Source organism: Falsiroseomonas sp. HC035, assembly GCF_050563525.1.
In the GTDB taxonomy this organism is placed as follows: Bacteria; Pseudomonadota; Alphaproteobacteria; order Acetobacterales; family Acetobacteraceae; genus Falsiroseomonas.
In genome coordinates, this window is sequence record NZ_JBNXUN010000002.1 from 55772 (window position 1) to 79004 (window position 23233).

A 23233-nucleotide genomic window follows, 5' to 3' on the forward strand; every position below is an offset into this window, starting at 1 on the left:
GCATAGGGTGCCGCGGGCAATCCTTACAGGGGAGAGGCCGCAGAGCGGGCGCGCCCGCACAGGCTCAGCGTCCCGGCGCGATGGCGGCACTCGGCGCGAGCGATCGCTGGCGCAGCCGTTCCGGGGTCAGGGCGATGTTGCGGCGAACGCCGACCTGGCCCTCCAGCACATCGGACAGCGCCCCATCCACGACGATGTCGAGGCCCTGCGCCTTGCCCGTGTCCAGCAGCAGCACGCCATCCCGCACCGGCACCGGCCAGGCCTCGCCCGGGCGCAGCACGCGGCTGACCAGGGTCTGGCCCGAGCGCTGGTCCTTCACCTGGACCCAGGCGCCATCCGGGCTGTCCATCCTGGCGCGCAGCACCACGCGGGTGCCATCCGGCAGGCCGGGGATCTCCACCAGGGCCGGCGGCGGCTCCACCGGCGCGACCTCGACGACGGGCGGAGGGGCGGCCGGCATGGTCGCGGCCAGCGCCGAGGTATTGGCCCCACTCGAAGCCGGTGCCGGGGGCATGGCCGGTACCACCGGGGGCAGACCGCCCGGCGGCGGCAGCGCGGAAAGCGGCAATGCGCCCGGACCGCCCCCCCGCGCCGCCTCCCGACCCGGCATCTGCGTGCGGCCCTGGTCCGCCGCCTGTTCCAGCCGCGCCGGCACCGGCGGCACGCGGTCCACGGTGCGGTCCCCGGCGCCGGAGATGTTGTACCAGGCAACGTAGGACCCGATGGCCAGCACGGCGCCGACCACCACGACGGCACCCGCCGGCACGCCACGTTCCGGCACGGGTTCGGGGAAGATCAACGGCGTCTTCTGGTTCGCCGCGGCGCCGGACAGGTCGCGGAACCGCCGCACCATCTCATCCGCATCCAGATCGAGCGCGGTGGCGTAGGCGCGAACGAAGCCGGTGGCGTAGGCCGGGCCGGGCAGGTCGCGCAGGCGGCCTTCCTCCAGCGCTTCCAGGTAGGGCCGGCGGATGCGCAGCCGGGTTGCCATCTCCTCCACCGTCAGGCCGAGGGCGAGGCGGGCGGAGGCGAGCTCCTCGCCAACGCGGGCCACCTCCGCGCCGCTGCTGTCGCCGCTGCCAAAGCCGGGCCGGGAGGTGCGTTTCAGGTCATAAGCCACGGCAACCACATCTACCGCGCGGCTGAGAGGGCCGCAAACCGATTCCGGGCGCGCCAAGCGCGGAACGGCCCCGGCAGTCGGGCGGAAGCCCTTGAACTGGCGCCGTTTGCTGCGAAGGCCGTCATGAAAAAAACTTACGCCCCGCGTACCGCCAGGGCCATGGCGGCCTGCGCCACCAACTCCTGCACGATCTCCGCCGCAGGCTGTTCCCGCGTCACCAGACCGACGCTCTGCCCGGCCATGAGGGAGCCGTTCTCGACATCGCCGTCGATCACCGCGCGGCGCAGCGCGCCGGCCCAGAAATGCTCGATCTCCAGCTGCGCCGCGGCCTTTTCCACTTCGCCGGCCAGGAAGCGGCGGATGGTCTCGGCCTGATGCTCCAGGAAGCGCTTGGTGCCGCCATTCTGCAACGCGCGCACCGGGATGACGGGGAAACGCTCATCAAGCTGAACGGTCGGCAGCGCATCGCGCGCGGCGCCGCGCAGGAAGGCCTTCTTGAAGTTCGGATGCGCGATGGATTCCGCGGCGCAGACGAAGCGGGTGCCAAGCTGCGCGCCGGCCGCGCCCATCTCCAGGTAGGACAGGATCGCCTCCCCCCGGCCGATGCCGCCGGCGACGAAGACCGGAACATCGCGGATGTGGGGCAGGATTTCCTGCGCCAGGACGGTCAGCGACACCGGGCCGATATGGCCGCCGGCCTCGCTGCCCTCGATCACCAGCGCATCGGCGCCGGACCGCACCAGCTTCTTGGCCAGCGCCAGGGCCGGTGCGAAGCAGACCACCTTGGCGCCGCCCTCCTTCGCCGCCTTGATGGCGGAGCCCGGCGGGATGCCGCCGGCGAAGACGATGTGGCCCACCTTGTGGTCGATGCAGGTCTGCACGAGCTGGTCCAGCCGCGGATGCATCGTGATCAGGTTCACGCCGAAAGGCTTGCTGGTCAGCGCCTGCGTCGCGACGATTTCCTCGGCCAGCCGCGGCGGCTCCATGGCGCCGCAGGCGATGACGCCGAAGGCGCCGGCGTTGGACAGCGCGGCCACCAGGTTGCGCTCGCTGACCCAGGACATGGCGCCGCCCATGATGGCGTAGCGCGTGCCGAAGAAGGCCGCGCCGCGCGCCATCAGCGCGTCGATCTTGGCCAGGGCGTCGGCCGGCGGCGTTGCCGGAGGAAGGGCGTCCATTACGCCTCCCCCCGCCGTGCCGGCTCCGGCCCGTCCAGGCCATAGGCGGTGTGCAGGGCGCGCACCGCGAGTTCGGTGTAGTCGGCGGCGACCAGGACGCTGACCTTGATCTCGCTGGTGGAGATGACCTGGATGTTGATGCCCTTCTCCGACAGCGTCTTGAACATCGTCGCCGCAACGCCCGCATGCGTCCGCATGCCGATGCCGACGACCGAGATCTTCGCCACGTCCGGGTCGGCGATCAGCGCCTCGTAGCCGATCGCCTCGGCCTGCTTCTCCAGCAGGTCCCGTGCCCGCGGCAGGTCGGACCGGCCGAGGGTGAAGGTCATGTCCGTGCTGCCATCGTCGCCGATGTTCTGCACGATCATGTCCACGTTCACATTGGCCGCCGACAGCGGACCGAAGACGGAGGCGGCGATGCCGGGCTTGTCCGGCACCCGGCGCAGCGTCACCTTCGCCTCGTCCCGCGAATAGGCGATGCCGGACACGATGGGCTGTTCCACGATTTCGTCCTCATCCACCACCAGGGAACCTGGCTTGTCCTCGAAGCTCGACAGCACCTGCACCCGCACGCGCTGCTTCATGGCCAGTTCGACCGACCGTGTCTGCAATACCTTGGCCCCCACCGAGGCCAGTTCCAGCATTTCCTCGTAGCTGATCTTCTCCAGCTTCCGGGCGCGCGGCACGATGCGGGGGTCGGTGGTGTAGATGCCGTCCACGTCGGTATAGATGTCGCAGCGGTCCGCGCGCACGGCGGCCGCGATGGCCACCGCCGAAAGGTCGGACCCGCCACGGCCGAGCGTGGTCACCCGGTTGTCAGGCGCGATGCCCTGGAAGCCAGCGACGACGGGCACCTGGCCCATCTTCATCCGCTCGATCAGCAGCGCACCCTCGATGCTCTCGACGCGCGCCTTGCCATGCGCGGTATCGGTGCGGATCGGCACCTGCCAGCCCTGCCAGGACCGCGCATCCACGCCGATGGTCTGCAGGGCGATGGCCAGCAGCCCGATGGTCACCTGTTCGCCGGTCGCCACCACCGTGTCGTATTCCCGCGCATCGTGCAGCGGCGACAGCTCCTGGCACCATTTCACCAGCTGGTTGGTCACGCCGGACATGGCCGAGACCACCACCGCGACCTCATGGCCAGCCTCGACCTCCCGTTTCACGCGGGTGGCGACGTTGCGGATGCGGTCGAGGTCGGCGACGGATGTGCCGCCGAACTTCATCACGATGCGGGCCATGCGCGGGTCCGGGGGGTGGGTCAGAAGGTCTCGGCGGGGCGGCCCCTGTTGCGCCTCGCCGGAGGGCGGACAGATAACGGGGGGATGGCCGGCGGGCAACCATGACCAACTGACCATAATCGGGGGAGTGCAGCCATGACAGGCACGGTTGTCGCCGGGGAACGACAGAAATTCGATGCGCTGGCCGCGCGCTGGTGGGACCCGGACGGGCCGATGAAGCCCCTGCACCGGATGAACCCACTGCGCACCAGTTGGATCGCGAAGCACCTGGGCGGGGTCGCGGGCAAGTCCATCCTGGATGTCGGCTGCGGTGCCGGGCTGGCCTCGGAAGCCTTCGCCCGCCTGGGGGCGCATGTCACCGGCGTGGATGCGGCTGGTGAGGCCCTGGCCGCCGCCCGTGCCCATGCCGAGGCCGGTGGCCTGTCCATCGACTACCGCGAGGGTGGCCCGGAAGACCTGCTGGCAAGCGGCCAGAAATTCGACGCGGTGGTGGCGCTGGAGGTGATCGAGCATGTCGAGGACCGGGCGCAGTTCCTCGGCGCGCTGGCGGCGCTCGCGAAGCCCGGCGCGCCGATCTTCCTGTCCACGCTCAACCGCACGGCGCGCTCCTTCCTGCTGGCCAAGCTCGGCGCCGAATACCTGCTGCGGCTGCTGCCGGTCGGCACGCATGACTGGAGGATGTTCGTCACGCCGGGTGAACTTGGCGCCGCGCTGCGCCCGACCGGCTATCGGATCACGGACCTGGCCGGCATGCGAATGTCGCCGACCGGCCAGTGGTCGGAGACGCGGGACCTGGGGGTGAACTACCTGGCCATGGCGCGGCGCTGAGTCCGCCCTGCAGCAGGCCGGCCGGTCAAGGGGCGGCTTATCCCCATCTCGGGGGATTTCCCTGGGGATAAGCCGCGGCCTGTCCTGTGGAACCCTTGGCGGGAACGGGCCCCGCTGGAGTGTTCTTTTTGTGTTCCCACAGGGCGTTAAAATATTATTGGATCGCCTTCGTGTATCTGCGGCGCCACAGCCAGAGTTTTCCACATTTGCGGGGGTAAAGCTGTGGAGAAACTCAGGTGAAAGTCACCGTCTCCCCCATGCGGAAAGGCCGTTGACTCGAAGAAGATGCAGACTGCTCAAGCCAGGTCGAAACCTCTCCTGGCGCGGCAAGCAATGATAATTCGAATTGCTAACGGCGCGGCAGCCAGGCCGCGAACGCCCGGGCGAGCCACTCCGCCTGCTCAGCCGTCAGCTCCGCCTCATGCCGGGCAGGCACCGCCTTGTTGCGATAGGTGAAGGCGAATCGCTGCACCCACAGCCGCACCAGCCAGTTCGGGCAGGCAATCCCCAGATCGGCCTTGATGGCCTCCACCGCCTCCGCCATGCGGAAGGCGCAGATGGCGTAGTCGAGCGGCAGGACGCGCGGCAGCGCCGCCCAGACGGCCTGCTCGCCGAGGTAGCGCCGCACCCCGGCCACCGCGTCGTCCAGCGTCACGAACTCGGCGAAGGCGCGTTCGCCCCGGCTGCGGGCCAGGCGGCCGGCATCGAGCAGGGACAGGCAGATGTCGCGCGGGTCGCGGTGGTTCACATGCGCCGAGACGAGCCCCTGCGCCGCCAGCGTCCGGTAGGCCGCCACCCACTCCGGCCCTGGGCAGGCATGCGTCTTGACCAGCAGGATGCGGCCGGAGGCGGCCTCGGCCAGGCGCGGCAGGTCGGCCGTCACCAGGTCCTGCGCGAAGTTCACCTTGTGGCGGCCGGGCAGCAAGGACCCGGGCAGCAGGGGCTGGCGGTGGCCGCCGAGCCGCGCCACGGCCTTGGCGAGTTCAAAGGCCAGCGTGCTGCCGGATTTCGGGATGCCGTAGCTGAAGACGAGCACCGGCGCGCCCCGGTTCAGCCGTCGGCGCGGGGCACCCAGGGCAGCCGGGCGATGTCGATACCGTCCTCGGCCAGCGCCTCCGCCTCCGCCTCGGTCGCCTCGCCATAGATACCGCGGGATTCGACCTCGCCATTGTGGATCTTGCGGGCCTCCTCGGCGAAGCCGTCGCCGACGTAGTCGCAGGACTTCTCCACCTCGGCCCGCATCCGCTGCAGCATGGCCAGGAGCTGCGCCGGGATCGGCCCGGCGGCGACGCGCTGCGACATGCCACCGCTGTCGGCGGGCAGCGGAGCCGTGCTGGCGGCCGGTTCCGGCGCGGCGGGCTTTTCCTCGGCCGGCGGCGGCGGCGCGACCTTGCGGCGGGATTTGCGGACGGCCGGAGCCATCAGGGCGCGCGTCACCTGCGTGCCGCCGCAATGCGGGCATTCCACCAGCCCGGCCGCCGCCAGCTTGTCGAAGCCGGCGCTGTCCTGGAACCAGCCATCGAATTCGTGGCTGGCGGCGCAGCGGAGCTGGTAGTGGATCATGGCGCCAGCAGCGGGTCGAGCCCGCCCTTGCGGTCCAGCGCCATCAGGTCGTCGCAGCCGCCGATGTGCCGGCCATCGATGAAGATCTGCGGCACGGAGGTGCGGCCGCCGGAACGGGCCATCGCCTCGCGCCGGGCCTCGGAGCCGTTCGGCGCGTATTTTTCCTCGAAGGCCGCGCCCTTGCGGGTCAACAGCGCCACTGCCCGGCTGCAATAGGGGCAGAAATCCTGGGTGTAGATTTCGATCTTCGGCATTCCCCTGAATTCGGGCGCCGCACGGCTCCGGTCAAGCCTCTGCCTGAAGTCGCGGGTCGGGAACCCGCGCGGCGGCCAGGACATCCACCGCGGTGGCGCCGGCGGCCAGCAGCGCCAGGGCGCAGGCCTCGGCGGTGGCGCCGGAGGTCATCACGTCATCCACCAGCAGTACGCGCTGGCCAGCCACGCGCCGGGCGCCGCGGTCGGTTAGCCGGAAGGCGCCGGCCAGCAGCGCCGCCCGCTGCGCCGCACCCAGTTCCCCGAGCGGCGGCGTGGCGCGGGTGCGCCGCAGCAGGTCCGGGATGCAGGGCTTGCCGGCCAGGCGCGCCAGCCTCTGGGCCAGCAGCGCCGCCTGGTTGTAGCGGCGCGACAGCAGCCGCCGCCAATGCAGCGGCACCGGCACGATCAGGTCGCAGGCGGCCAGCAGCGCCGCCCCGGCCTGCGCCATCTTCTCCGCCAGCGGCGCCGCGAGGTCCGTGCGGTCGCCGTGCTTGAAGGGCAGGATGAGGCGTTGCGCCCCGGCATCGTAGCGCAGCGCGGCGCGGGCGGCGCCATAGGCCGGCGGCCGAGCCAGGCACGCCAGGCACAGCCCGCCCGGCCCGGCCTGCCCGGCATGCAGGAACGGCACGCCGCATTTCGCGCAGAAGGGGGCGGTAAGCCGCGCGAGCTGCCGGAAGCAGTCGCCACACTGCGTGCCCTGGCGCTCCACCGCCGCCTCGCAGGTCAGGCAGTGCGGCGGCAGCAGGGCGTCCAGCACGCCGGCGCCGAGCCGCGCCAGCAGGAGCCTACCAGGCGCCGAAGGGGGCATCGCCGTCGCGTTCCACGGCGTGCACCAGGTCGATCTCCCAGGCGAGGTAGGCGCGCATCGCCTCCTCCACGCCGCTGTTGCGGTCGTAGGGGCGCAGGTAGGCGTCGATGCAGGCGGCGTCCGGCGGGTCGGTGCGGTCGGCCTCCAGCGGGAAGCCAGCCGCCTTCCAGGCCGCGGTGCCACCCTCCAGCACCGCCACATCGGCGATGCCCAGGCCCCGCAGTTCCGCCGCGCCGAGCGCCGCCAGCTCGTCCGAGGGTGCCGCGACCGCCACCGGGCGGCCGGGCGGCAGGCGCGCCGCGACGGCATCCAGCCGCGTCCGCACACCCCAGACCGCGCCGGGGATGTGCCCGGCCCGGAAGGCCAGCGACCGGGCGAGGTCCACCACCGCCACCTCCCCGCCCGCCGCCGCATCGGGCGCGATGCGCGGGACGGCGGGGCGCAGCGCGTCGGGCAGGCGCGGCGCCACGGGCCCCGTCTCCAGGTCCTCGTGGCCGTCCAGCATGAGGCAGGACACCTCCCAGCCGCCAAGCTGGCGCAGCCAGCCGGCGGTCATCGCGCTTCGGGTGCCGGTGTCGTCCACCAGCACGATCCGCGCGCCGCGCACCGCCACCCAGTTGTCCGTCGCCTGCACAAGCTGGCCGCCCGGGGCATTGGTGGCGCCGGGTAGGTGGCCGGCGGCGAACTCCGTCGGGTCGCGCACGTCGAGCAGGTAGGTGGTGCGGCCAGGCTCCGCACGCAGCGCGGCCAGCCCGGCGCGGTCGATCCGACCCGCGCCCACCGCCTCCGCGAAGCTCCGGGCCCGCGCGAGTGTCTCGGCGGCATCGGCGGGGATGCCCGGCGCGAAACTCTCGTTGCGGCCGCGGTTGCAGCGGAAGCCAGCGAGTTCCCACCCCATGGTGCCGTTGCGCAGCGCCACCACCCGGTTCGGCAGCCCGGCCCGCCGCAGGCTCTCGGCGCCGAGGATCGACCGTGTCCGCCCGGCGCAGTTCACCACCACCGTGGTCCCCGGCCGCTCCAGCATCCCCGGCACGCGGTAGGCGAGCTCCGCGCCCGGCACGTTGATGCCGCCGGGGATCGACATGGCGTGGAATTCCGCCATCGGCCGGCTGTCCACCACCAGCAGATCCGCGCCCGCGGCCTGCATCGCCGCCAGTTCCTCCGCATCGACGGAGGGGGTTTCGTAGTGATGCTCGACCCACTCGCCGAAGGCCTTGGAGGGCACGTTGACGCCGGAGAACAGCTCATACCCCGCCGCCTGCCACGCCGGCGTGCCGCCTTCCAGCACCTGCACATCGGTGCAGCCGAGCGTCGCCAGGACCTCGGCGAGGCGCGCGGCGAGACCCTCCCCGCCATCGGTGCAGACCACCCGCACGTCGCGGCGCGGCAGCAGCAGGGGGGCGCGGAACTCGGCCTGGGACAGCGGGCAGGGCACCGCCCAGAACAAATGGGAGGCACCGAACTCGCCTTCCTCCCGCGCATCGAGGATGGCGAGCTCGGCGCCGTCGCGCAGCCAGGCCTTCAGCGTCGACGGTGCGACCATGCGTCCCTCCCCTAAGTCCACGAAAGCCTAGCCCGCCTTGTCCGCAGGGCGAAGCGGGCGCATCTGCCGCCGGATGGATGCGATGCAGGTTTTCGATCGGGCGCTGCTGCGCCGCCGCCGCGACCGGGCCGCCGGCACGGTGCAGCAGGTGGCGCCGATCCTGGAGGATTGCGCCGACCGGCTGCTGGACCGGCTGGATGATGTGACGCGCCGGTTTTCCCGCGCGCTGGACCTCGGCGGACGTGGCGTGGTGGCGCCGAGGCTGCGCGACCGGGGCATCGCCTCGATTGTCTCGGCCGACCTGTCGCCAAGGATGGCTTCGCGCACTGGGGGGCTGGCGGTGGCGGCGGATGAGGAGTTCCTGCCTTTCGCCCCGGAAAGCTTCGACCTGATCGTGGCCAGCCTGTCGCTGCACTGGGTCAACGATTTGCCGGGTGCGCTGATCCAGATCCGCCGGGCCTTGGCGCCGGATGGCTTGTTCCTGGCCTCCCTGCCCGGCCTCGGCACGTTGCAGCCGCTGCGCCAGGCGCTGGCGGAGGCGGAGACGGCACTGCGCGGTGGGCTCTCGCCGCGCGTCTCGCCCTTCCCGGAATTGCGCGACGCCGCCGGCCTGCTGCAACGCGCCGGCTTCGCGCTGCCGGTGGCGGATGCGGAGGAAGTGGGGCTTGCCTACCGCACGCCCTTCGCCCTGCTGGCCGACCTGCGCGCGGCCGGGGAGGCGAATGCGGTGCTGGCGCGCGACCCGCGCACGCCGCCACGCGCCCTGTTCCCGATGGCAGCCGCCGCCCTGCCGGAAGGGCAGGACGGCATCCGGCCCGGCCTGCGGCTTCTGATGCTGACCGGCTGGGCACCGCATGAAAGCCAGCAGAAGCCGGCGCGGCCCGGCAGCGCGACGCATCGGCTGGCGGATGCACTGGGCAGCACCGAGCAGAAGACGGGTGAGAAACCCGGCGGGTAGAGCATTTTCAAGTCCGGCGTGCACGCCGGACAACTCGGAAAATGCGCCAAGACAAGCGCCCTAGCCCGCCGCGCAACCCCGCCATGCCTTGCATCGACAGGGACCACAGCGCATCTTCCCGCTTTGTATCAGCATCTTTTCGGGACGGTCCCACACATCATGGAGCAGCAGGCCGGCGAAAGCCGTCGCATCACCCTCCACGCGCCGGCGGATTTCGAAGGCATGCGCCGTGCCGGCCGCCTCGCGGCCGAGACGCTGGACATGATCACGCCGCATGTGAAGCCGGGCATCACCACCGAGGCGATCGACCGGCTGATCCACGACTTCGTGCTGGCGCATGACGCGATCCCGGCGACTCTCGGCTATCGCGGCTACACCAAATCCTCCTGCACCTCGATCAACCACGTGGTCTGCCACGGCATCCCGGGCGACCGGGTGCTGCTGGATGGCGACATCGTGAATATCGACGTCACCGTCATTCTCGATGGCTGGCACGGCGACACCAGCCGGATGTACATCGCCGGCACGCCGTCCACCAAGGCGCGGCTGCTGATGGACGTCACCTACGAGTCCATGATGCGCGGCGTCGCCGCCATCAGGCCGGGTGCGACGCTCGGCGATATCGGCCACGCCATCCAGTCCTATGTCGAGCGCAACCGCTTTTCCGTGGTGCGGGATTTTTGCGGCCACGGCATCGGCCGGCGCTTCCACGAGCCGCCGAACGTGCTGCATTTCGGACGCCCCGGCGAAGGCCCCGTCCTGAAGCCCGGCATGTTCTTCACCGTGGAGCCCATGGTGAATGCCGGGCGGCCGGAGGTGAAGGTGCTGGACGATGGCTGGACCGCCGTGACCCGCGACCGCAGCCTGTCGGCGCAGTTCGAGCACATGGTCGGCGTCACTGCCGATGGCGCGGAGATCTTCACCATCTCCCCGGCCGGCTTGCACCGCCCGCCCTTCGGCGCCTGAACGCAACGGTTGAACATCAGGCCTGGACGTTGCACCCTTCGCCGTTGAGCGAGGGGTGAGGATGGCGCGGAAGCCGCAATTTTCCGAGGCGAGTGCCGGGCTGGAGGGGTTGTTCCCGGCAGATGACGCCGGGTTGTCCGAGGCCGCGCCTCCGCCCGGACATTTGGGGCACCGCGCCCGAATGCGCACCCGGCTGCTGACGGCCGGCCCGGACAGCCTGCTCGACCACGAGATGCTGGAGATGCTGCTGTTCCAGGCGTTGCCGCGCCGCGACACCAAGCCGATCGCCCGCGCCCTTCTTGCCCGCTTCGGCAGTTTCGCGAATGCCATCGCCGCGCCCGCCCGCGACTTGCAGCAGGTGGAGGGGATGGGGGAGGCCGGTACCGCGGCGCTGAAGACCGTCCACGGCGCGGCGCTGCGGATGATGCGGGCGGAAGTGCGCGACCAGCCGGTGCTGAACAACTGGGACCGGCTCATCGGCTACCTGTCCGCCGCGCTGGCCCGCGAATCGGTGGAGCAGTTCCGGCTGCTGTTCCTCGACAGCAAGAACCGCCTGATCGCGGACGAGGCGCAGGCGCGCGGCACGGTGAACCACACGCCGGTCTATCCGCGCGAGGTTGTGAAGCGGGCGCTGGAATTGCAGGCGACGGCGCTGATCCTGGTGCACAACCACCCCTCCGGCGACCCGACACCATCCCGCGCCGATATCGAGATGACGCAGGAGGTGAAGGCGGCAGCGGCGGTGCTCGGCATCGCGGTGCACGACCATCTGATCGTCGGCAACGGCCGGCACCTCTCCTTCCGACGCGAAGGGCTGCTGTAGCGCCCCATCGCCGCTCCGCGGCGGGGGCCATCGCCGCTCCGCGGCGGGGGCCATTGCCGCTCCGCGGTGGGGCGCGCACTGTTTCCCACATCGCAGGACGGACGCAGATCCGTCGGGATGAGGAAACGCCATCATGCATCACCTGCTGCGCCTCTGCGCCGCCGGGCTGTGCGGCCTCGCGCTGCCTGGCCTCGCCACGCCGGCCGCTGCCGAAGTCGTCCGCTTCGAGACCCTGGAGAGCGTGCCGGCCTTCGAGGGCCGCAGCTTCGAGGGCACCGGCCCCTACCTCCGCATTACGGGCCGCGCCACCATCGCGGGGGACCCGGCGGACCCGCGCAACGCGGTGATCGCGGATATCGACCGCGCCCCGCGCAACGCTCAGGGACGGGTGGAGGCGGTGGCCGATGTGGTGCTGCTGCGGCCGGCCGACCCGGCGCGCGGCAACGGGACGCTGCTGGTGGACGTGCCGAACCGCGGCCGCAAGCTGGCGCCGCAACTGTTCGACGACGTGGCGCAGCCGGCCGCCAACCGCGCCGAACAGGCCGCCGATGCCGGGATCGGCTTTCTGCATCGCCAGGGCTATTCCATGGCCTGGATCGGCTGGCAGGCCGACATCCCATCGCAGCCCGGCCAGCTGGCGCTGGCGGCGCCGACACTCGATGGCGTGACGGGCGCGTCCCGCGACGAGTTCCTGTTCGACCACCTGCGCAACCCGGTGACGGCGACGCTCACCTGGCCGCTGGCCGACCCGGCGAACCTCGCCGTCACCGTGCGCGGCCACTGGTCCGAACCAAGGCAGACGCCGACCGGCCTTTCGGTGCGCGCCACGGGTCTACGGACGGTCGAGATCAGCCGCCCCGAAAGCGGCTTCGATGCCGCTGCGCTGTACGAGGTGACCTACACCGCGCGCGATCCGATCCTGACCGGCCTCGGCTTCGCCGCCACGCGGGACGTCGCCGCCTTCCTGCGCCGGGACACCAGCGCGGCGAACCCGCTGGCGCATCAGGGCCGGCCGATGGTGCAGCGGGCCGTCGGCTTCGGCGTCTCGCAATCCGGCCGCTTCCTGCGCGACTTCCTGTGGCTCGGCTTCAACGAGGACACCAGCGGCCGCATGGTGTTCGACGGCATCATCCCGCACATCGCCGGGGCCCGGCGCATGGCGACGAACTTCCGGTTCGGACAGCCCGGCCGCAACGCGCGGCACCCGCAGGACCCGGCCTGGCAGGCGGATCTCGGACCCTTCAGCTATGCGGCGATGGAAGACCCGGTCACCGGCCGGCGCGATGGGCTGATGCTGCGCTGCCGGATCGGCGCCACCTGCCCCAAGGTCATGCAGACCGACAGCGAGCATGAGTGGTGGGCTTCCCGCGCCTCCCTGCTGGTGACGGACCTGGACGGCAACCACATCGACTTGCCCGCCGATGTCCGCGCCTACATGATCGCGGGCACGCCGCATTTCACGAACCCCGGGGAGGCGCCGCGACGTGCGCCGACCATGGCCCTGCAGGTGAACCCGATGCATGCCGGCCCGCCGATGCGGGCCCTGCTGGTGGCGATGCAGGAATGGCTGGATACGGGCGTCGAGCCGCCGGCCAGCCGGGTCCCAATGCGGGCACATGGCACGCTGGTGGACGCCGCGGCCGCGGTGCCCACCAACATCCCCGGCCTGCCCTATGCCGGCATCTTCACCGGTGCCGCAGTTTCCGACCAATCCGTCTTCCCGCCACGGCTGCTCGGCGATTACCCGGTCTTGGTGCCGCGCGCGGATGCGGATGGCATGGCCATCGCCGGCATCCGCATGCTGCCGCTCGCCGTGCCGCGCGCCAGCTATACCGGCTGGAATCCCCGAGCGGAGGGCTTCGGCGCCGGCACCCTGTTCCCGTTGCAGGGCGCCGTCGTGCCGTTCGCCGCGACGCGGGAGGAACGCCTGGCGGCGAACGACCCGCGTCCCTCGCTGGCCGAACGCTATCCCGACGCCGCGTCCTACGTGGCGGCGGTGCGCGAAGCCGCTTCGCGGATGGTGGCGGAGCGCCTGCTCCTGCCGGAAGATGCCCAGCGCGCCGTGGCGGCGGCGGACGCAGGACGGCTCGCGCAGCTGGCGCGCGGCACCGCCGATTGACCGCAGGGGCGCGGACTCGGCATGCTGGCGGAACATGCAACGTCCCCTGTCGCTGATCCCCGCCCTGCTGCTCGCCCTGGTCGCAGGCGGCGATGCGCTCGGCCAGGGCAAGCCGCAGCCGGGTGGTGCGCCCCAGGCACCCCAGGCCCGAGCATTTCCGCCGCTGCCGACCAGCAAGCCGCCGGCACTGTCGGCCGCGCCGCAGGCCAGGGTGCCCACGGTGCCGGGCAAGCCGGGGGCGCCGTCGCCAGAGGCCACCGGGCGCATGGTTTCCTCCGGCACCGGCTTCGTCGTGGCGCCGGGGCGGGCGCTGACCAATGCGCATGTGGTGGAGCGTTGCCGCGCGCTCCGCGTGCGCGCGGCCAACGGCACGGACATGACCGCCCGCGTGCTGCGCGCCGACCGCCAGCGCGACCTGGCCCTGATCGAGGTGCCGGCCGAGGCCGGGCCGCCGCTGGCCTTCCGGCGGGAGATGAACATCCGGCGCGGGGAGGGCGTGGTGACCTACGGCTTCCCGCTGGCCGGCATGCTGTCCTCCGGCCCGACGCTGACGACCGGGGAGGTCTCGGCGCTGGCCGGGCTGGCCGATGACCAGCGCCAGTTCCAGATCTCGGCGCCAGTGCAGCCGGGCAATTCCGGCGGCCCGCTTCTGGACCTGGCCGGCCATGTGGTCGGCGTCATCGTCTCCAAGCTCAACGCTGCCCGCGTCGCCCAGCGCACCGGCGACATCCCGCAGAACGTGAACTTCGCGGTCAAGGGCAACGAGGCGCTGGAGTTCCTGCGCGGGGCCGGGGTGGTGCCGGCGATGGGCACGGGCCCGGCGCGGACGGCGGCGGAGGTGGGCGAGATCGCCCACCCCTCCACGCTGTTCATGCGCTGCCTGGGGTAGCCTTCTCGGCGCGGGCCAGCGCCAGGCCCCAGCCGGCCAGCAGCACCCACATGCCGCCATTCGGCAGCGCGCCCAGCGTACTTCCGCTGCTGAACGGCCAGAGCGGGATCAGGGTGGCGATAAACAGGCCGATCCGCAGCGGCGCCCCGCCGCGCCTCAGGCCCTGGAACACCGCGGCCAGCAGCAGCAGGGCAAACCCGGAAAACAGCAGCAGGCCGGGCCAGCCGGCGCTGGTCAGCGCTTCCAGGTAGGGGTTGTGGGCGTGGATCACGCACATGCCCGCACCGCCGCCATCAGACCCGGCGGCCCAGCCGGCATGATAGGCCGGGTCGGCGCAGTTCAGGCGGAAGCCGTTGGCGCCGAGGCCGAAGGCCGGGTTCTGGCGTGCCATCTCCAGCCCGCGGGCCAGGATCTGGCCGTAGTGGCTTTCGGGAAAATTGGCGACCTGGCGCGGAAACTGCACCGCCAGGCGGTTGAAGGCATCCGGCGCCACCACGGCGGAGGCTGCCAGCGCCCCCGCCCCGATCGCCGCCGCCAGCAGCGCCGGGCCGAGCAGGCCGCGCATCAGCAGGGCGGCGATGCCGAAGCCGAACAGGCCGAAGACCAGCGGCAGGCGCTGGCCGATGAAGACCAGCGTGGCCAGGGTCAGCGCGACCAGCGCCCAGGCGGCGAGCCGCGCCGGCAGTGATCCGCGCAGCAGCCGCCCAGCGGCATCCAGTACCGGCGGCCACAGGCTGATCACCAGGAAGGGCCCGGCGCGCGGCCGGGTGAAGGGGCCGGGCAATTCGCCCGCCGGCCAGCGCCGATGTCCCAGGATTCCGCGCCCGGCCAGCAGTTGCAGCCAGACTTCCAGCACGATCCAGGCCACGGCGAGGCCGACGGCGCGCAGCAGCCAGCGCCGCGCCTCGGCATCGGCCAGCACCCAGGCAGAGAAGGCCAGGATCGTCAGCGGGATGCGGACCCAGCCCAGCGCCGCCTGCATCTGCGCCCAGGCCGCGCCGTTCAGCAGCGTGCACAGCACCAGCCAAGCCCAGAAGCCGAGCGCCGCCAGAAACCAGGGCGCCCGGAACGGGGCGAAATCCCGGCGCAGGGCGCAGCGTAGCAGGAAGCCACCGGCCAGCGCCGCCAGCACGCCCTCCGCCACGCCGCGCGCGTGGATCAGCAGCAGCGGCAGCGCCAGCGTGGCGACCAGCGCCACGCGGTTGCCGGCTGCCTCGAGACGGGGGTTCATCGGGCGCATGGCGCCCGCCCCACGCTCATGCCGTGCGGTCGCCGCCCCCGCTGGTCAGCGCCGCCTGGGCCGCCGCCAGACGGGCCACCGGCACCCGGTAGGGCGAGCAGGAGACGTAGTCGAGCCCGGTCGCGCCACAGAAGTGGATGGAGGCCGGGTCGCCACCATGCTCGCCGCAGATGCCGAGCTTCAGGTCCGGCTTCGTCTTCCGGCCCTTCTCGGACGCGATCTGCACCAGCGCGCCGACCCCGTCGATGTCGATCGAGACGAAGGGGTCCTTCGGCAGGATGCCCTTCTCGACATAGAAGGGCAGGAACTTGCCGGCATCGTCGCGCGACAGCCCGAAGACGGTCTGCGTCAGGTCGTTGGTGCCGAAGCTGAAGAAGTCGGCCGATTCGGCGATGCTGTCCGCGATCAGCGCGGCGCGCGGCAGTTCGATCATGGTGCCGACCTGGTAGACGATGGTGGTCTGCTTCTCGGCGAAGACCTCCTTCGCCACGCGGTCCACCAGGGCGCGCAGGATCTCGAGCTCGCGCTTCAGCGCCACCAGCGGGATCATGATCTCCGGCACCGGCGCCTTGCCGGTCTCCTGGCCGATGGCGACGGCGGCCTCGAAGATGGCGCGGACCTGCATCTCGTAGATCTCGGGATAGGTCAGGCCAAGCCGGCAGCCGCGGTGGCCGAGCATCGGGTTGGCTTCCGAGAGGTCCGCCGCGCGGCGCTGCATCGCCGCCACATCGGCACCGAGGCTCTGCGCCACCTCGGCGATCTCGTTGTCCTTGTGCGGCAGGAATTCATGCAGCGGCGGGTCGAGCAGCCGGATGGTGACGGGCAGCCCCGCCATGATGCGGAACAGCTTGAGGAAATCCTCGCGCTGGAAGGGCAGCAGGCGGGACAGGGCGTCGCGGCGGCCTTCCTCGGTATCCGCCATGATCATCTGGCGCACGGCGCCGATGCGCTCCGGGTCGAAGAACATGTGCTCCGTCCGGCACAGGCCGATGCCCTCCGCGCCGAATTTCCGGGCGGTCTCGGCGTCGAGAGGCGTCTCGGCGTTGGCGCGCACCTTCATCTTGCGGACGCCATCGGCCCATTCCATCAGCGTGCCGAAGTCGCCCGAAAGCTGAGGTTCGATCATCGGGACGGAACCGGCGAAGACCTCGCCGGTGGCGCCATCCAGCGTCATCATGTCGCCGGCGGCCATGCGCTTGCCGCCGGCCATCAGGGTCTGGCCGGCATAGTCCACGTTGATGGAGCCGGCGCCGGCGACGCAGGGCCGGCCCATGCCGCGGGCGACCACCGCCGCGTGGCTGGTCATGCCGCCACGCGTGGTCAGGATGCCGCGGGCGGCGTGCATGCCGTGGATGTCCTCGGGGCTGGTCTCGATGCGGACCAGGATCACCGCCTCTCCCTTGGCGGCGCGGGCTTCCGCCTCATCCGCCGAGAAGACGATGACGCCACAGGCCGCACCGGGGCTGGCCGGCAGGCCCTTGGCCAGCGCCTTGCGCGGCGCCTTGGGGTCCAGCGTTGGGTGCAGCAACTGGTCGAGCGACTTGGGGTCGACGCGCCGGATCGCCTCGGTCCGGTCGATCAGGCCTTCACGGGCCATGTCCACCGCGATCTTCAGGCTGGCGGCGGCGGTGCGCTTTCCGTTGCGGGTCTGCAGCATGTACAGCTTGTTCTGCTGCACCGTGAACTCGATGTCCTGCATGTCCGTGTAGTGCGCCTCGAGCTTGGCGCGGACCTCCACCAGCTCCTGGTAGGCCTTCGGCATGGCCACTTCCATGCTGCGCTCGCCCGGCTTGGCGCGGGCTTCCGCCATCGGCTGCGGCGTGCGGATGCCGGCGACCACGTCCTCGCCCTGGGCGTTGATCAGGTATTCGCCGTAGAAGAAGTTCTCGCCGGTCGACGGGTCGCGGGTGAAGCAGACGCCGGTGGCGCAATCCTCGCCCATGTTGCCGAACACCATCGCCTGGACGTTCACCGCGGTGCCCCATTGCGCCGGGATGTCGTGCAGGCGGCGATAGGTGTTCGCGCGCGGGTTCATCCAGCTGCCGAAGACGGCGCCGATCGCGGCCCAGAGCTGCGCGTGCGGTTCCTGCGGGAAAGGCTTGCCGGTGACTTCGGCCACCATGTCCTTGTAGCCGGTGACGACGCCCTTCCAGTCCTCCGCGGTCAGGTGGGTGTCCTCATCGACACCGCGTTCCATCTTCGCGGTCTCGATGATCTCCTCGAACCGGTGATGGTCGACGCCGAGAACCACCGATCCGAACATCTGGATGAACCGGCGGTAGCTGTCCCAGGCGAAGCGGGCATCGCCGGAGGCGGCGGCCAGGCCATCCACCGTGGCGTCGTTCAGGCCGAGGTTCAGCACCGTGTCCATCATGCCGGGCATGGAAACGCGCGCGCCGGAGCGGACGGAAACCAGCAGCGGCCTGGCGGTGTCACCGAACTTCGCGCCGACCGCGTCCTCGATCCGCGCCAATGCGGTCGCGACCTGGTCCTGGAGTTCCTGCGGGTAGGACTGCCCGTGGTCGTAGTAGTAGGTGCAGACTTCCGTGGTGATGGTGAAGCCGGGGGGCACGGGCAGGCCGATGCTGGCCATCTCCGCCAGGTTGGCGCCCTTGCCGCCGAGCAGGTTGCGCATGTCCGCGCGGCCGTCATTGTGACCGGCACCGAAGCTGTAGACCCACTGAGTCATAGGACGGCGTTCTCCTGCATATGGGCGTGGACTGTAACGGTGCTGGATGGGCGCCGTGGCTCAGCCTTCGATCCGCGAAAAGTCTGCGACCGTATCCATGGCGCCCCTTAGCCGCGCGAGCAAGCGCAGCCGGTTTTCGCGCGTGGCTTTCTCGGGGGCGTTCACGGTCACCTTGTCGAAGAAGGCGTCGAGCGGGGCGCGCAGCGCCGCGAGCGCCGACATGGCGGCCGCAAAATCCTCGGCCGCCAACGCGGCGGCAACCGCCGGCTCTGTCGAGTCGAGGGCGGCTGCGAGGGCGATTTCCTCCGGCGCCGTCAGCAGCGCCGGGGCGATCGGGCCGGCATGGGGGCCGTCCTTCTTGTCCTCGATCCGCAGAATGTTGGCGGCGCGCTTGGCGGCGGCGAGCAGGTTCGGGCCGTCGGCGCCCTCGACCAGCGCCTTCAAGGCGTCTGCCCGCGCCAGCAGGCGCAGCAGGTCGTCTTCTCCGCCATGGCCGCCCCCTTGGCCGAAGGCGGCGGCGACAAGGTCGTGGCGTGCGCCCTCGGCGCGAAGCTGGACGCGCAGGCGCTCGGCCAGGAAGTCCACCACGCCAGCGGCGAAGGCCGCGACCATCGGCGGATGAGCGCCACCCTTCGGCGGCTGCCAGCCAGCCTTCAGCTTTTCCTGCGCCACGGCCATGCCGAATTCCGGGCTGGCGGTCGCGCCGAGCGCCTGGGGGAAGCCGAAGAAGGCTTCGGCCAGCGCATCGCCCAGCCGCAGCCGCAGGCGGTTTTCCCGGATGATGCGGAGGATGCCGAGCGCGGCGCGGCGCAGCGCGAAGGGGTCGCCGGAGCCGGTCGGGCGCTCGTCCACGGCGAAGAAGCCGGCCAGGGTATCCAGCTTGTCCGCCAGCGCCACGGCGATGGCGACGGGCGCCGACGGCACCGCGTCGCCCGGGCCGAGCGGCCGGTACTGGGTGCCGATCGCCTCCGCCACCTCGGGCGCCTCGCCCTGGGCCAGCGCGTAGTAGCGGCCGATGGTCCCCTGCAATTCCGGGAACTCGCCGACCAAGCCGGAGGCGAGGTCGGCCTTGGCCAGCCTCGCGGCACGCGCCGCCATCTCCGGGTCGGCGCCCACCTGCGGCGCCAGCCAGTGCGCCAGGCGTTCAATTCGGGAAACCCGCTGCCCCTGGGTGCCCAGCTTCGCGTGGAACACCACGTCGTCCAGCTTCGGCAGGAAATGCTCCAGCCTCTGCCTGCGGTCCTGGTCCCAGAAGAAGCGCGCATCGGACAGCCTCGCCCGCAGCACGCGTTCGTTGCCCGCGACCAGAGCCGCACCGCCATCGCTCGGGACGATGTTGGCGACGATGCCGAAGAACGGCGCTGCACCGCCATCCGGCGTCGTGAACGAAAAATAGCGCTGGTTCACACGCATGGTGGTGCGCATCAGCTCGGGCGGCAGGTCCATGAAGGCGGCATCGATGCGGCCGAGCAGCGGCACCGGCCATTCGACCAGCCCGGCCACCTCCTCCAGCAGCCCGCGATCCGGCACCATGGCCACGCCCTGCGCCGCGGCCAGCCGCGCCAGCCCGTCCTCGATCAGGGTCATGCGCGCGCCGACGTCCGGCTCCACGAAGCGGGCGCGGAGGCCGGACTCGTAGTCGGCCAGGCTGGTCACGGCGAAGGTGCGGTCGCCGGCGGCCATGATGCGGTGGCCCTCGGTCAGGTTGCCGCTCTGCATCCCGGGCAGCTCCGCGATGGCGAAGGGCACCACGGCGCCGTCGAGGAGGCACAGGATGCGGTGCAGCGGGCGGACCCAGGTGAAGGGGCCGTTCCACCGCATGGATTTCGGCCAGCCGAATTTCTGCACGATCTCCGGCAGCACGGTGGCCAGCAGGCTCGCGGCCGCCACCGTCTCGCCGGGCTTGCGCAGCACCCAGAAGCCGCCCTGCTCCTCCAGCTGTTCGCGCGTGGCGCCGTGCTTGCGGAGGAAGCCTTCCAGCGCCGCCGGAGGGGCGGCGGTGCGCGGACCGCGTTCCTCCTTCGCCTCGGTCGTCACCTCGGCGCGCAGCGTCGCGGACAGGCCGATGCGGCGCGGGCCGTGGAAGGGCCTCGGCGCGCCTTCCAGCAACGGCGCGGCGGCGGCGGCGAAGGACCGGGCCAGCGCCTCGGCACCGCCCGCCTGCATCCGCGCCGGAATTTCCTCGCAAAACAGTTCCAGCAGGAACTCGGGCATCAGAGGGCGGCCTTCACGTCGGTCTGGGAAAAATCATCGCCTTTGAACAGCAGCGGCGCGTTGCGCTCCCGCGCCAGGGCGTAGGCGAAGCAGTCGCCGAAGTTCAGCGCGGCCTTGTGGCGGCCCTTGCCAAAGCGCCGATGCGCCTCCCGCGCCAGCCGCACCTGGTCCAGCGTGACGGGCACGACCTCCGGCGCAATCCAGTCCAGCGCCTCATCGAGACCTTGCGGCGTCAGGCCGGCGCGGTTCTCGGCAACGATGGCCGCTTCCAGCCAGGAGGCAGCGGACATGGCAACCGGCGCGCCGGTCTGCAGCGCCACCACGAAGTCCGGAGCATCGGCCTCTCCCAGGACGATCGACATCAGCGCCGAAGTGTCCAGGATCATTTCGGCAGGCCATTCTCGTCGTAGAGGTCGGAATGGTCGCTGCTGGAACTGGCGCCCGGCGGCAGGCTTTCGCGCACGCGGCGGCCGATCGCCATCAGCGCCTCGTACTTCCGGCGCACCTTGTCGTCCCGCGCCGCCCGCTCGGCGGCCAGCCGCGCCTGCACCGCTTCCCGCAACGCCGCGGTGGTGCTGGTGCCGAGCAGGTCGGCCAGCGCCTTGGCGTCGGCGATCAGTGCCTCGTCCTTGATGTTCAACTGGCCCATGACGCCCTCACGGTAGAAGGATAGCGCATCATGGTAGAAAATCCGGCAAAAGTCACGCCGCCTCGCCTGCCACCCAGGCCTCGCAGCAGCCTTTCGCCAGGGCGCGGACGCGGCCGATGTAAGCGGCGCGCTCCGTCACGCTGATGGCGCCGCGGGCGTCGAGCAGGTTGAAGCGGTGGCTGGCCTTGATGCACTGGTCATAGGCCGGCAGCGCCAGGGGCGGGTCGTAGGCCAGCAGGGACCGGCACTCGGCCTCCGCATCCGCGAAGTGGCGGAACAGCATGGCGGTGTCGGCGCCCGAGAAGTTGTGGTGGCTGTATTCGACCTCCGCGCGGCGGAACACGTCGCCGTACTTCACGCCCTGGCCGTTGAAGTCGAGCTCGTACACGTCGTCGACGTCCTGGATGAACATCGCCAGGCGTTCCAGGCCGTAGGTCATCTCGAAGGACGGCACCTCGCAGGCAATGCCGCCGACCTGCTGGAAATAGGTGAACTGGCCCACCTCCATGCCGTCGCACCACACCTCCCACCCCAGGCCCCAGGCGCCGAGGGTCGGGCTTTCCCAGTCATCCTCGACGAAGCGGAAGTCGTGCTTCATGGGGTCGAGGCCAAGCTCGCGGTAGCTGGCGATCAGCAGGTCCTGCGCGTCGGCCGGGCTCGGCTTCATGATGACCTGGTACTGGTAGTAGTGCTGCAGCCGGTTCGGGTTCTCCCCGTAGCGGCCATCGGCGGGGCGGCGGCTCGGCTGCACATAGGCGGCCGACCAGGGCTTCGGCCCCAGCGCACGCAGCGTCGTCGCCGGGTGGAAGGTGCCGGCGCCGACTTCCATGTCGTAGGGCTGCAGGATCAGGCAGCCCTGCGCGCCCCAGAAGCGATGGAGCCGCAGGATGATCTCCTGGAAGGCGGGCGGCTTGTCGGACATGCGGGGCTTGCCGGGGGAGGTTGCCGCGGTTCAATACCGCCCCCCCGACCAAGCCGGCAAGCCAGGGACCCCTTCCGCCATGACCCTCGCCTTCGAAGATGCCGAACGCCTGATCCGCGCCTATTACGCCGCCTTCGACGCCGGCGACCGCTCCGCGATGCTGGCGATGGTCGCGGATGACCTGGTGCATGACGTGAACCAGGGCGGGCGGCGCAAGGGCAAGCCGGCCTTCATCGCGTTCCTGGCGCAGATGGACGCCGCCTATGCCGAGCGGATCGAGGACCTGGTGGTGATGGTGGACGCCACCGGGCAGCGCGCCGCGGCGGAGTTCCTCGTCGTCGGGCGCTACCTGCGGACCGATCCGGGCCTGCCGGAGGCGCGTGGCCAGGGCTACCGACTGCCGGCCGGCGCCTTCTTCACGATCCGGGATGGGCTGATCGCCCGCGTCGCCACGCACTACAACCTGCCTGACTGGATCCGTCAGGTTTCAGTCTGAGCGACGAAGTCCAGGACCAGCCGCGCCAGCGCCTCCGGCGCCTCGATCGGGATCATGTGGCCGCTGCCCCGCACCACGCGCAGCACTGCGCCCGGGATGCCGTCGCGCAGTTCCTCGGCCTCCGCCAGGCTGCGCAGGCGGTCGTGGTCGGCGGCGACGACCAGGGTGGGGCAGGCGATGTCGCCGAGGCGGGTGTCGGGCGCATCACGCCGCAGCCGGGACTGGCGGGCGAAGACGGTGCCGCCGAGCCGGTCACCCATGGCGCGCAGCCGCCCCAGCAGCGCCGCATCGCCGGCGCGATCCGGGTGCAGGGACGCCGCGAGGGCCGTGCGGCTCAGGCCACGGAAGGCGGTCTCGGCCGGGCGCCGGCCAATGGCCTCCCGCCGCGCCCGCTGCACGTCGCTGTCGGCGCGGGCGGAGGTGGCGACCAGCACCAGCGCCGCGACCCGCGCGGGCGCCATCCGCGCCACCTCCCGCGCCACGTAGCCACCCATGGAGAAGCCGACCAGCACGAAGTGCTGCGGCGCGGCCTCCAGCACGCGCCGGGCCATGCCCGCGATCGTGTCGTCCTGGAACAGGTCCCCATGCAGCACCGGGCCGAGGGGCGCGAGCGCCGGCTCCACCTCCCGCCACAGATCGGCATCGAGCATGTAGCCGGGCAGCAGCACGACGCTCATCCGGCGACACTTGGCGGTGCGGGGGCCAGGCCGCAGGATGGCGGGATACAGGAGAC

Annotated in this window: 22 protein-coding genes; 7 read left to right on the plus strand and 15 right to left on the minus strand. The window is 71.4% G+C overall.

Features of this window, described 5'->3' with window-relative positions; translation table 11 throughout:
- Nucleotides 1-64: 64 nt before the first annotated feature.
- From ACLF3G_RS04765 to ACLF3G_RS04775, 3 genes are all read right to left on the minus strand, one after another.
- Nucleotides 65-1120, minus strand: coding sequence for a helix-turn-helix domain-containing protein (locus ACLF3G_RS04765; RefSeq protein WP_430668193.1), 1056 nt, complete (start codon nt 1118-1120; stop codon nt 65-67).
- 134 nt (nt 1121-1254) lie between these two features.
- Nucleotides 1255-2298 carry an NAD(P)H-dependent flavin oxidoreductase gene (locus ACLF3G_RS04770; RefSeq protein WP_430668194.1) on the minus strand — a complete coding sequence of 348 codons (1044 nt, stop codon included), beginning with the start codon at nt 2296-2298 and terminating at the stop codon, nt 1255-1257.
- The gene (locus ACLF3G_RS04775) at nt 2298-3539 is read right to left on the minus strand and encodes an aspartate kinase (RefSeq protein WP_430668195.1); all 1242 of its coding nucleotides are present in this window, start codon (nt 3537-3539) and stop codon (nt 2298-2300) included. Before ACLF3G_RS04775 ends, ACLF3G_RS04770 begins: the two co-directional genes overlap by 1 nt.
- Nucleotides 3540-3674: 135 nt before the next feature.
- Between ACLF3G_RS04775 and ubiG the strand changes: the two genes are divergently transcribed.
- Nucleotides 3675-4367 carry a bifunctional 2-polyprenyl-6-hydroxyphenol methylase/3-demethylubiquinol 3-O-methyltransferase UbiG gene (gene ubiG / locus ACLF3G_RS04780; protein ID WP_430668196.1) on the plus strand — a complete coding sequence of 231 codons (693 nt, stop codon included), beginning with the start codon at nt 3675-3677 and terminating at the stop codon, nt 4365-4367.
- A 349-nt stretch (nt 4368-4716) separates the two neighbouring features.
- Here the strand turns inward: ubiG and ACLF3G_RS04785 are convergent, their stop codons facing one another.
- The 5 genes from ACLF3G_RS04785 to ACLF3G_RS04805 are packed head-to-tail and all read right to left on the minus strand — an operon-like array spanning nt 4717 to nt 8535.
- A complete protein-coding gene (locus ACLF3G_RS04785) occupies nt 4717-5403 on the minus strand; it encodes a hypothetical protein (protein ID WP_430668197.1) in 687 nt (228 codons plus the stop codon).
- Nucleotides 5404-5417: 14 nt separating this feature from the next.
- Complete coding sequence (locus ACLF3G_RS04790) at nt 5418-5930, minus strand: DUF1178 family protein (protein ID WP_430668198.1); 513 nt, start codon at nt 5928-5930, stop codon at nt 5418-5420.
- On the minus strand, nt 5927-6184 hold the full coding sequence (gene grxC / locus ACLF3G_RS04795; RefSeq protein WP_430668199.1) for a glutaredoxin 3: 258 nt from the start codon (nt 6182-6184) through the stop codon (nt 5927-5929). The genes ACLF3G_RS04790 and grxC overlap by 4 nt, the downstream gene beginning before the upstream one ends.
- A 31-nt stretch (nt 6185-6215) precedes the next feature.
- Entirely contained in the window at nt 6216-6992 is a 777-nt protein-coding gene (locus tag ACLF3G_RS04800) for a double zinc ribbon domain-containing protein (RefSeq protein ID WP_430668200.1), read from the minus strand.
- Nucleotides 6970-8535 (minus strand): rhodanese-like domain-containing protein, encoded by a 1566-nt coding sequence (locus ACLF3G_RS04805; protein WP_430668201.1) that lies wholly within the window; start codon nt 8533-8535, stop codon nt 6970-6972. The genes ACLF3G_RS04800 and ACLF3G_RS04805 overlap by 23 nt, the downstream gene beginning before the upstream one ends.
- A gap of 82 nt (nt 8536-8617) precedes the next feature.
- Between ACLF3G_RS04805 and ACLF3G_RS04810 the strand changes: the two genes are divergently transcribed.
- The 5 genes from ACLF3G_RS04810 to ACLF3G_RS04830 all read left to right on the plus strand — a co-directional run bounded on the left by ACLF3G_RS04810 (nt 8618) and on the right by ACLF3G_RS04830 (nt 14290).
- Nucleotides 8618-9493: a methyltransferase domain-containing protein gene (locus tag ACLF3G_RS04810; RefSeq protein ID WP_430668202.1), complete on the plus strand. Its 876-nt coding sequence runs from the start codon at nt 8618-8620 to the stop codon at nt 9491-9493.
- A gap of 159 nt (nt 9494-9652) precedes the next feature.
- Complete coding sequence (map, locus tag ACLF3G_RS04815; RefSeq protein WP_430668203.1) at nt 9653-10459, plus strand: type I methionyl aminopeptidase; 807 nt, start codon at nt 9653-9655, stop codon at nt 10457-10459.
- A 61-nt stretch (nt 10460-10520) separates the two neighbouring features.
- On the plus strand, nt 10521-11282 hold the full coding sequence (gene radC / locus ACLF3G_RS04820) for a RadC family protein (RefSeq protein WP_430668204.1): 762 nt from the start codon (nt 10521-10523) through the stop codon (nt 11280-11282).
- 133 nt (nt 11283-11415) lie between these two features.
- Complete coding sequence (locus ACLF3G_RS04825; RefSeq protein ID WP_430668205.1) at nt 11416-13401, plus strand: alpha/beta hydrolase domain-containing protein; 1986 nt, start codon at nt 11416-11418, stop codon at nt 13399-13401.
- Nucleotides 13402-13435: 34 nt separating this feature from the next.
- The gene (locus tag ACLF3G_RS04830) at nt 13436-14290 is read left to right on the plus strand and encodes a trypsin-like peptidase domain-containing protein (protein WP_430668206.1); all 855 of its coding nucleotides are present in this window, start codon (nt 13436-13438) and stop codon (nt 14288-14290) included.
- On the opposite strand, the gene ACLF3G_RS04835 is transcribed toward ACLF3G_RS04830, so the two are convergent.
- The 6 genes from ACLF3G_RS04835 to ACLF3G_RS04860 form a co-directional block, all read right to left on the minus strand.
- A complete protein-coding gene (locus ACLF3G_RS04835) occupies nt 14271-15521 on the minus strand; it encodes an O-antigen ligase family protein (RefSeq protein ID WP_430668207.1) in 1251 nt (416 codons plus the stop codon). The two genes, ACLF3G_RS04830 and ACLF3G_RS04835, sit on opposite strands and share 20 nt — an antisense overlap.
- A 25-nt stretch (nt 15522-15546) precedes the next feature.
- A complete protein-coding gene (gene ppdK, locus ACLF3G_RS04840) occupies nt 15547-18219 on the minus strand; it encodes a pyruvate, phosphate dikinase (RefSeq protein ID WP_430668208.1) in 2673 nt (890 codons plus the stop codon).
- Between the two features lie 60 nt (nt 18220-18279).
- A complete protein-coding gene (gene glyS, locus ACLF3G_RS04845; protein WP_430668209.1) occupies nt 18280-20433 on the minus strand; it encodes a glycine--tRNA ligase subunit beta in 2154 nt (717 codons plus the stop codon).
- Nucleotides 20433-20819 (minus strand): type II toxin-antitoxin system VapC family toxin, encoded by a 387-nt coding sequence (locus ACLF3G_RS04850; protein WP_430668210.1) that lies wholly within the window; start codon nt 20817-20819, stop codon nt 20433-20435. Before ACLF3G_RS04850 ends, glyS begins: the two co-directional genes overlap by 1 nt.
- Complete coding sequence (locus ACLF3G_RS04855; protein ID WP_430668211.1) at nt 20816-21073, minus strand: type II toxin-antitoxin system VapB family antitoxin; 258 nt, start codon at nt 21071-21073, stop codon at nt 20816-20818. The genes ACLF3G_RS04850 and ACLF3G_RS04855 overlap by 4 nt, the downstream gene beginning before the upstream one ends.
- Before the next feature lie 61 nt (nt 21074-21134).
- The gene (locus ACLF3G_RS04860; protein WP_430668212.1) at nt 21135-22004 is read right to left on the minus strand and encodes a glycine--tRNA ligase subunit alpha; all 870 of its coding nucleotides are present in this window, start codon (nt 22002-22004) and stop codon (nt 21135-21137) included.
- A gap of 79 nt (nt 22005-22083) precedes the next feature.
- Between ACLF3G_RS04860 and ACLF3G_RS04865 the strand changes: the two genes are divergently transcribed.
- Complete coding sequence (locus ACLF3G_RS04865; RefSeq protein ID WP_430668213.1) at nt 22084-22500, plus strand: ketosteroid isomerase-related protein; 417 nt, start codon at nt 22084-22086, stop codon at nt 22498-22500.
- On the opposite strand, the gene ACLF3G_RS04870 is transcribed toward ACLF3G_RS04865, so the two are convergent.
- Nucleotides 22485-23177 carry an alpha/beta fold hydrolase gene (locus ACLF3G_RS04870; RefSeq protein WP_430668214.1) on the minus strand — a complete coding sequence of 231 codons (693 nt, stop codon included), beginning with the start codon at nt 23175-23177 and terminating at the stop codon, nt 22485-22487. The two genes, ACLF3G_RS04865 and ACLF3G_RS04870, sit on opposite strands and share 16 nt — an antisense overlap.
- Nucleotides 23178-23233: the final 56 nt, after the last annotated feature.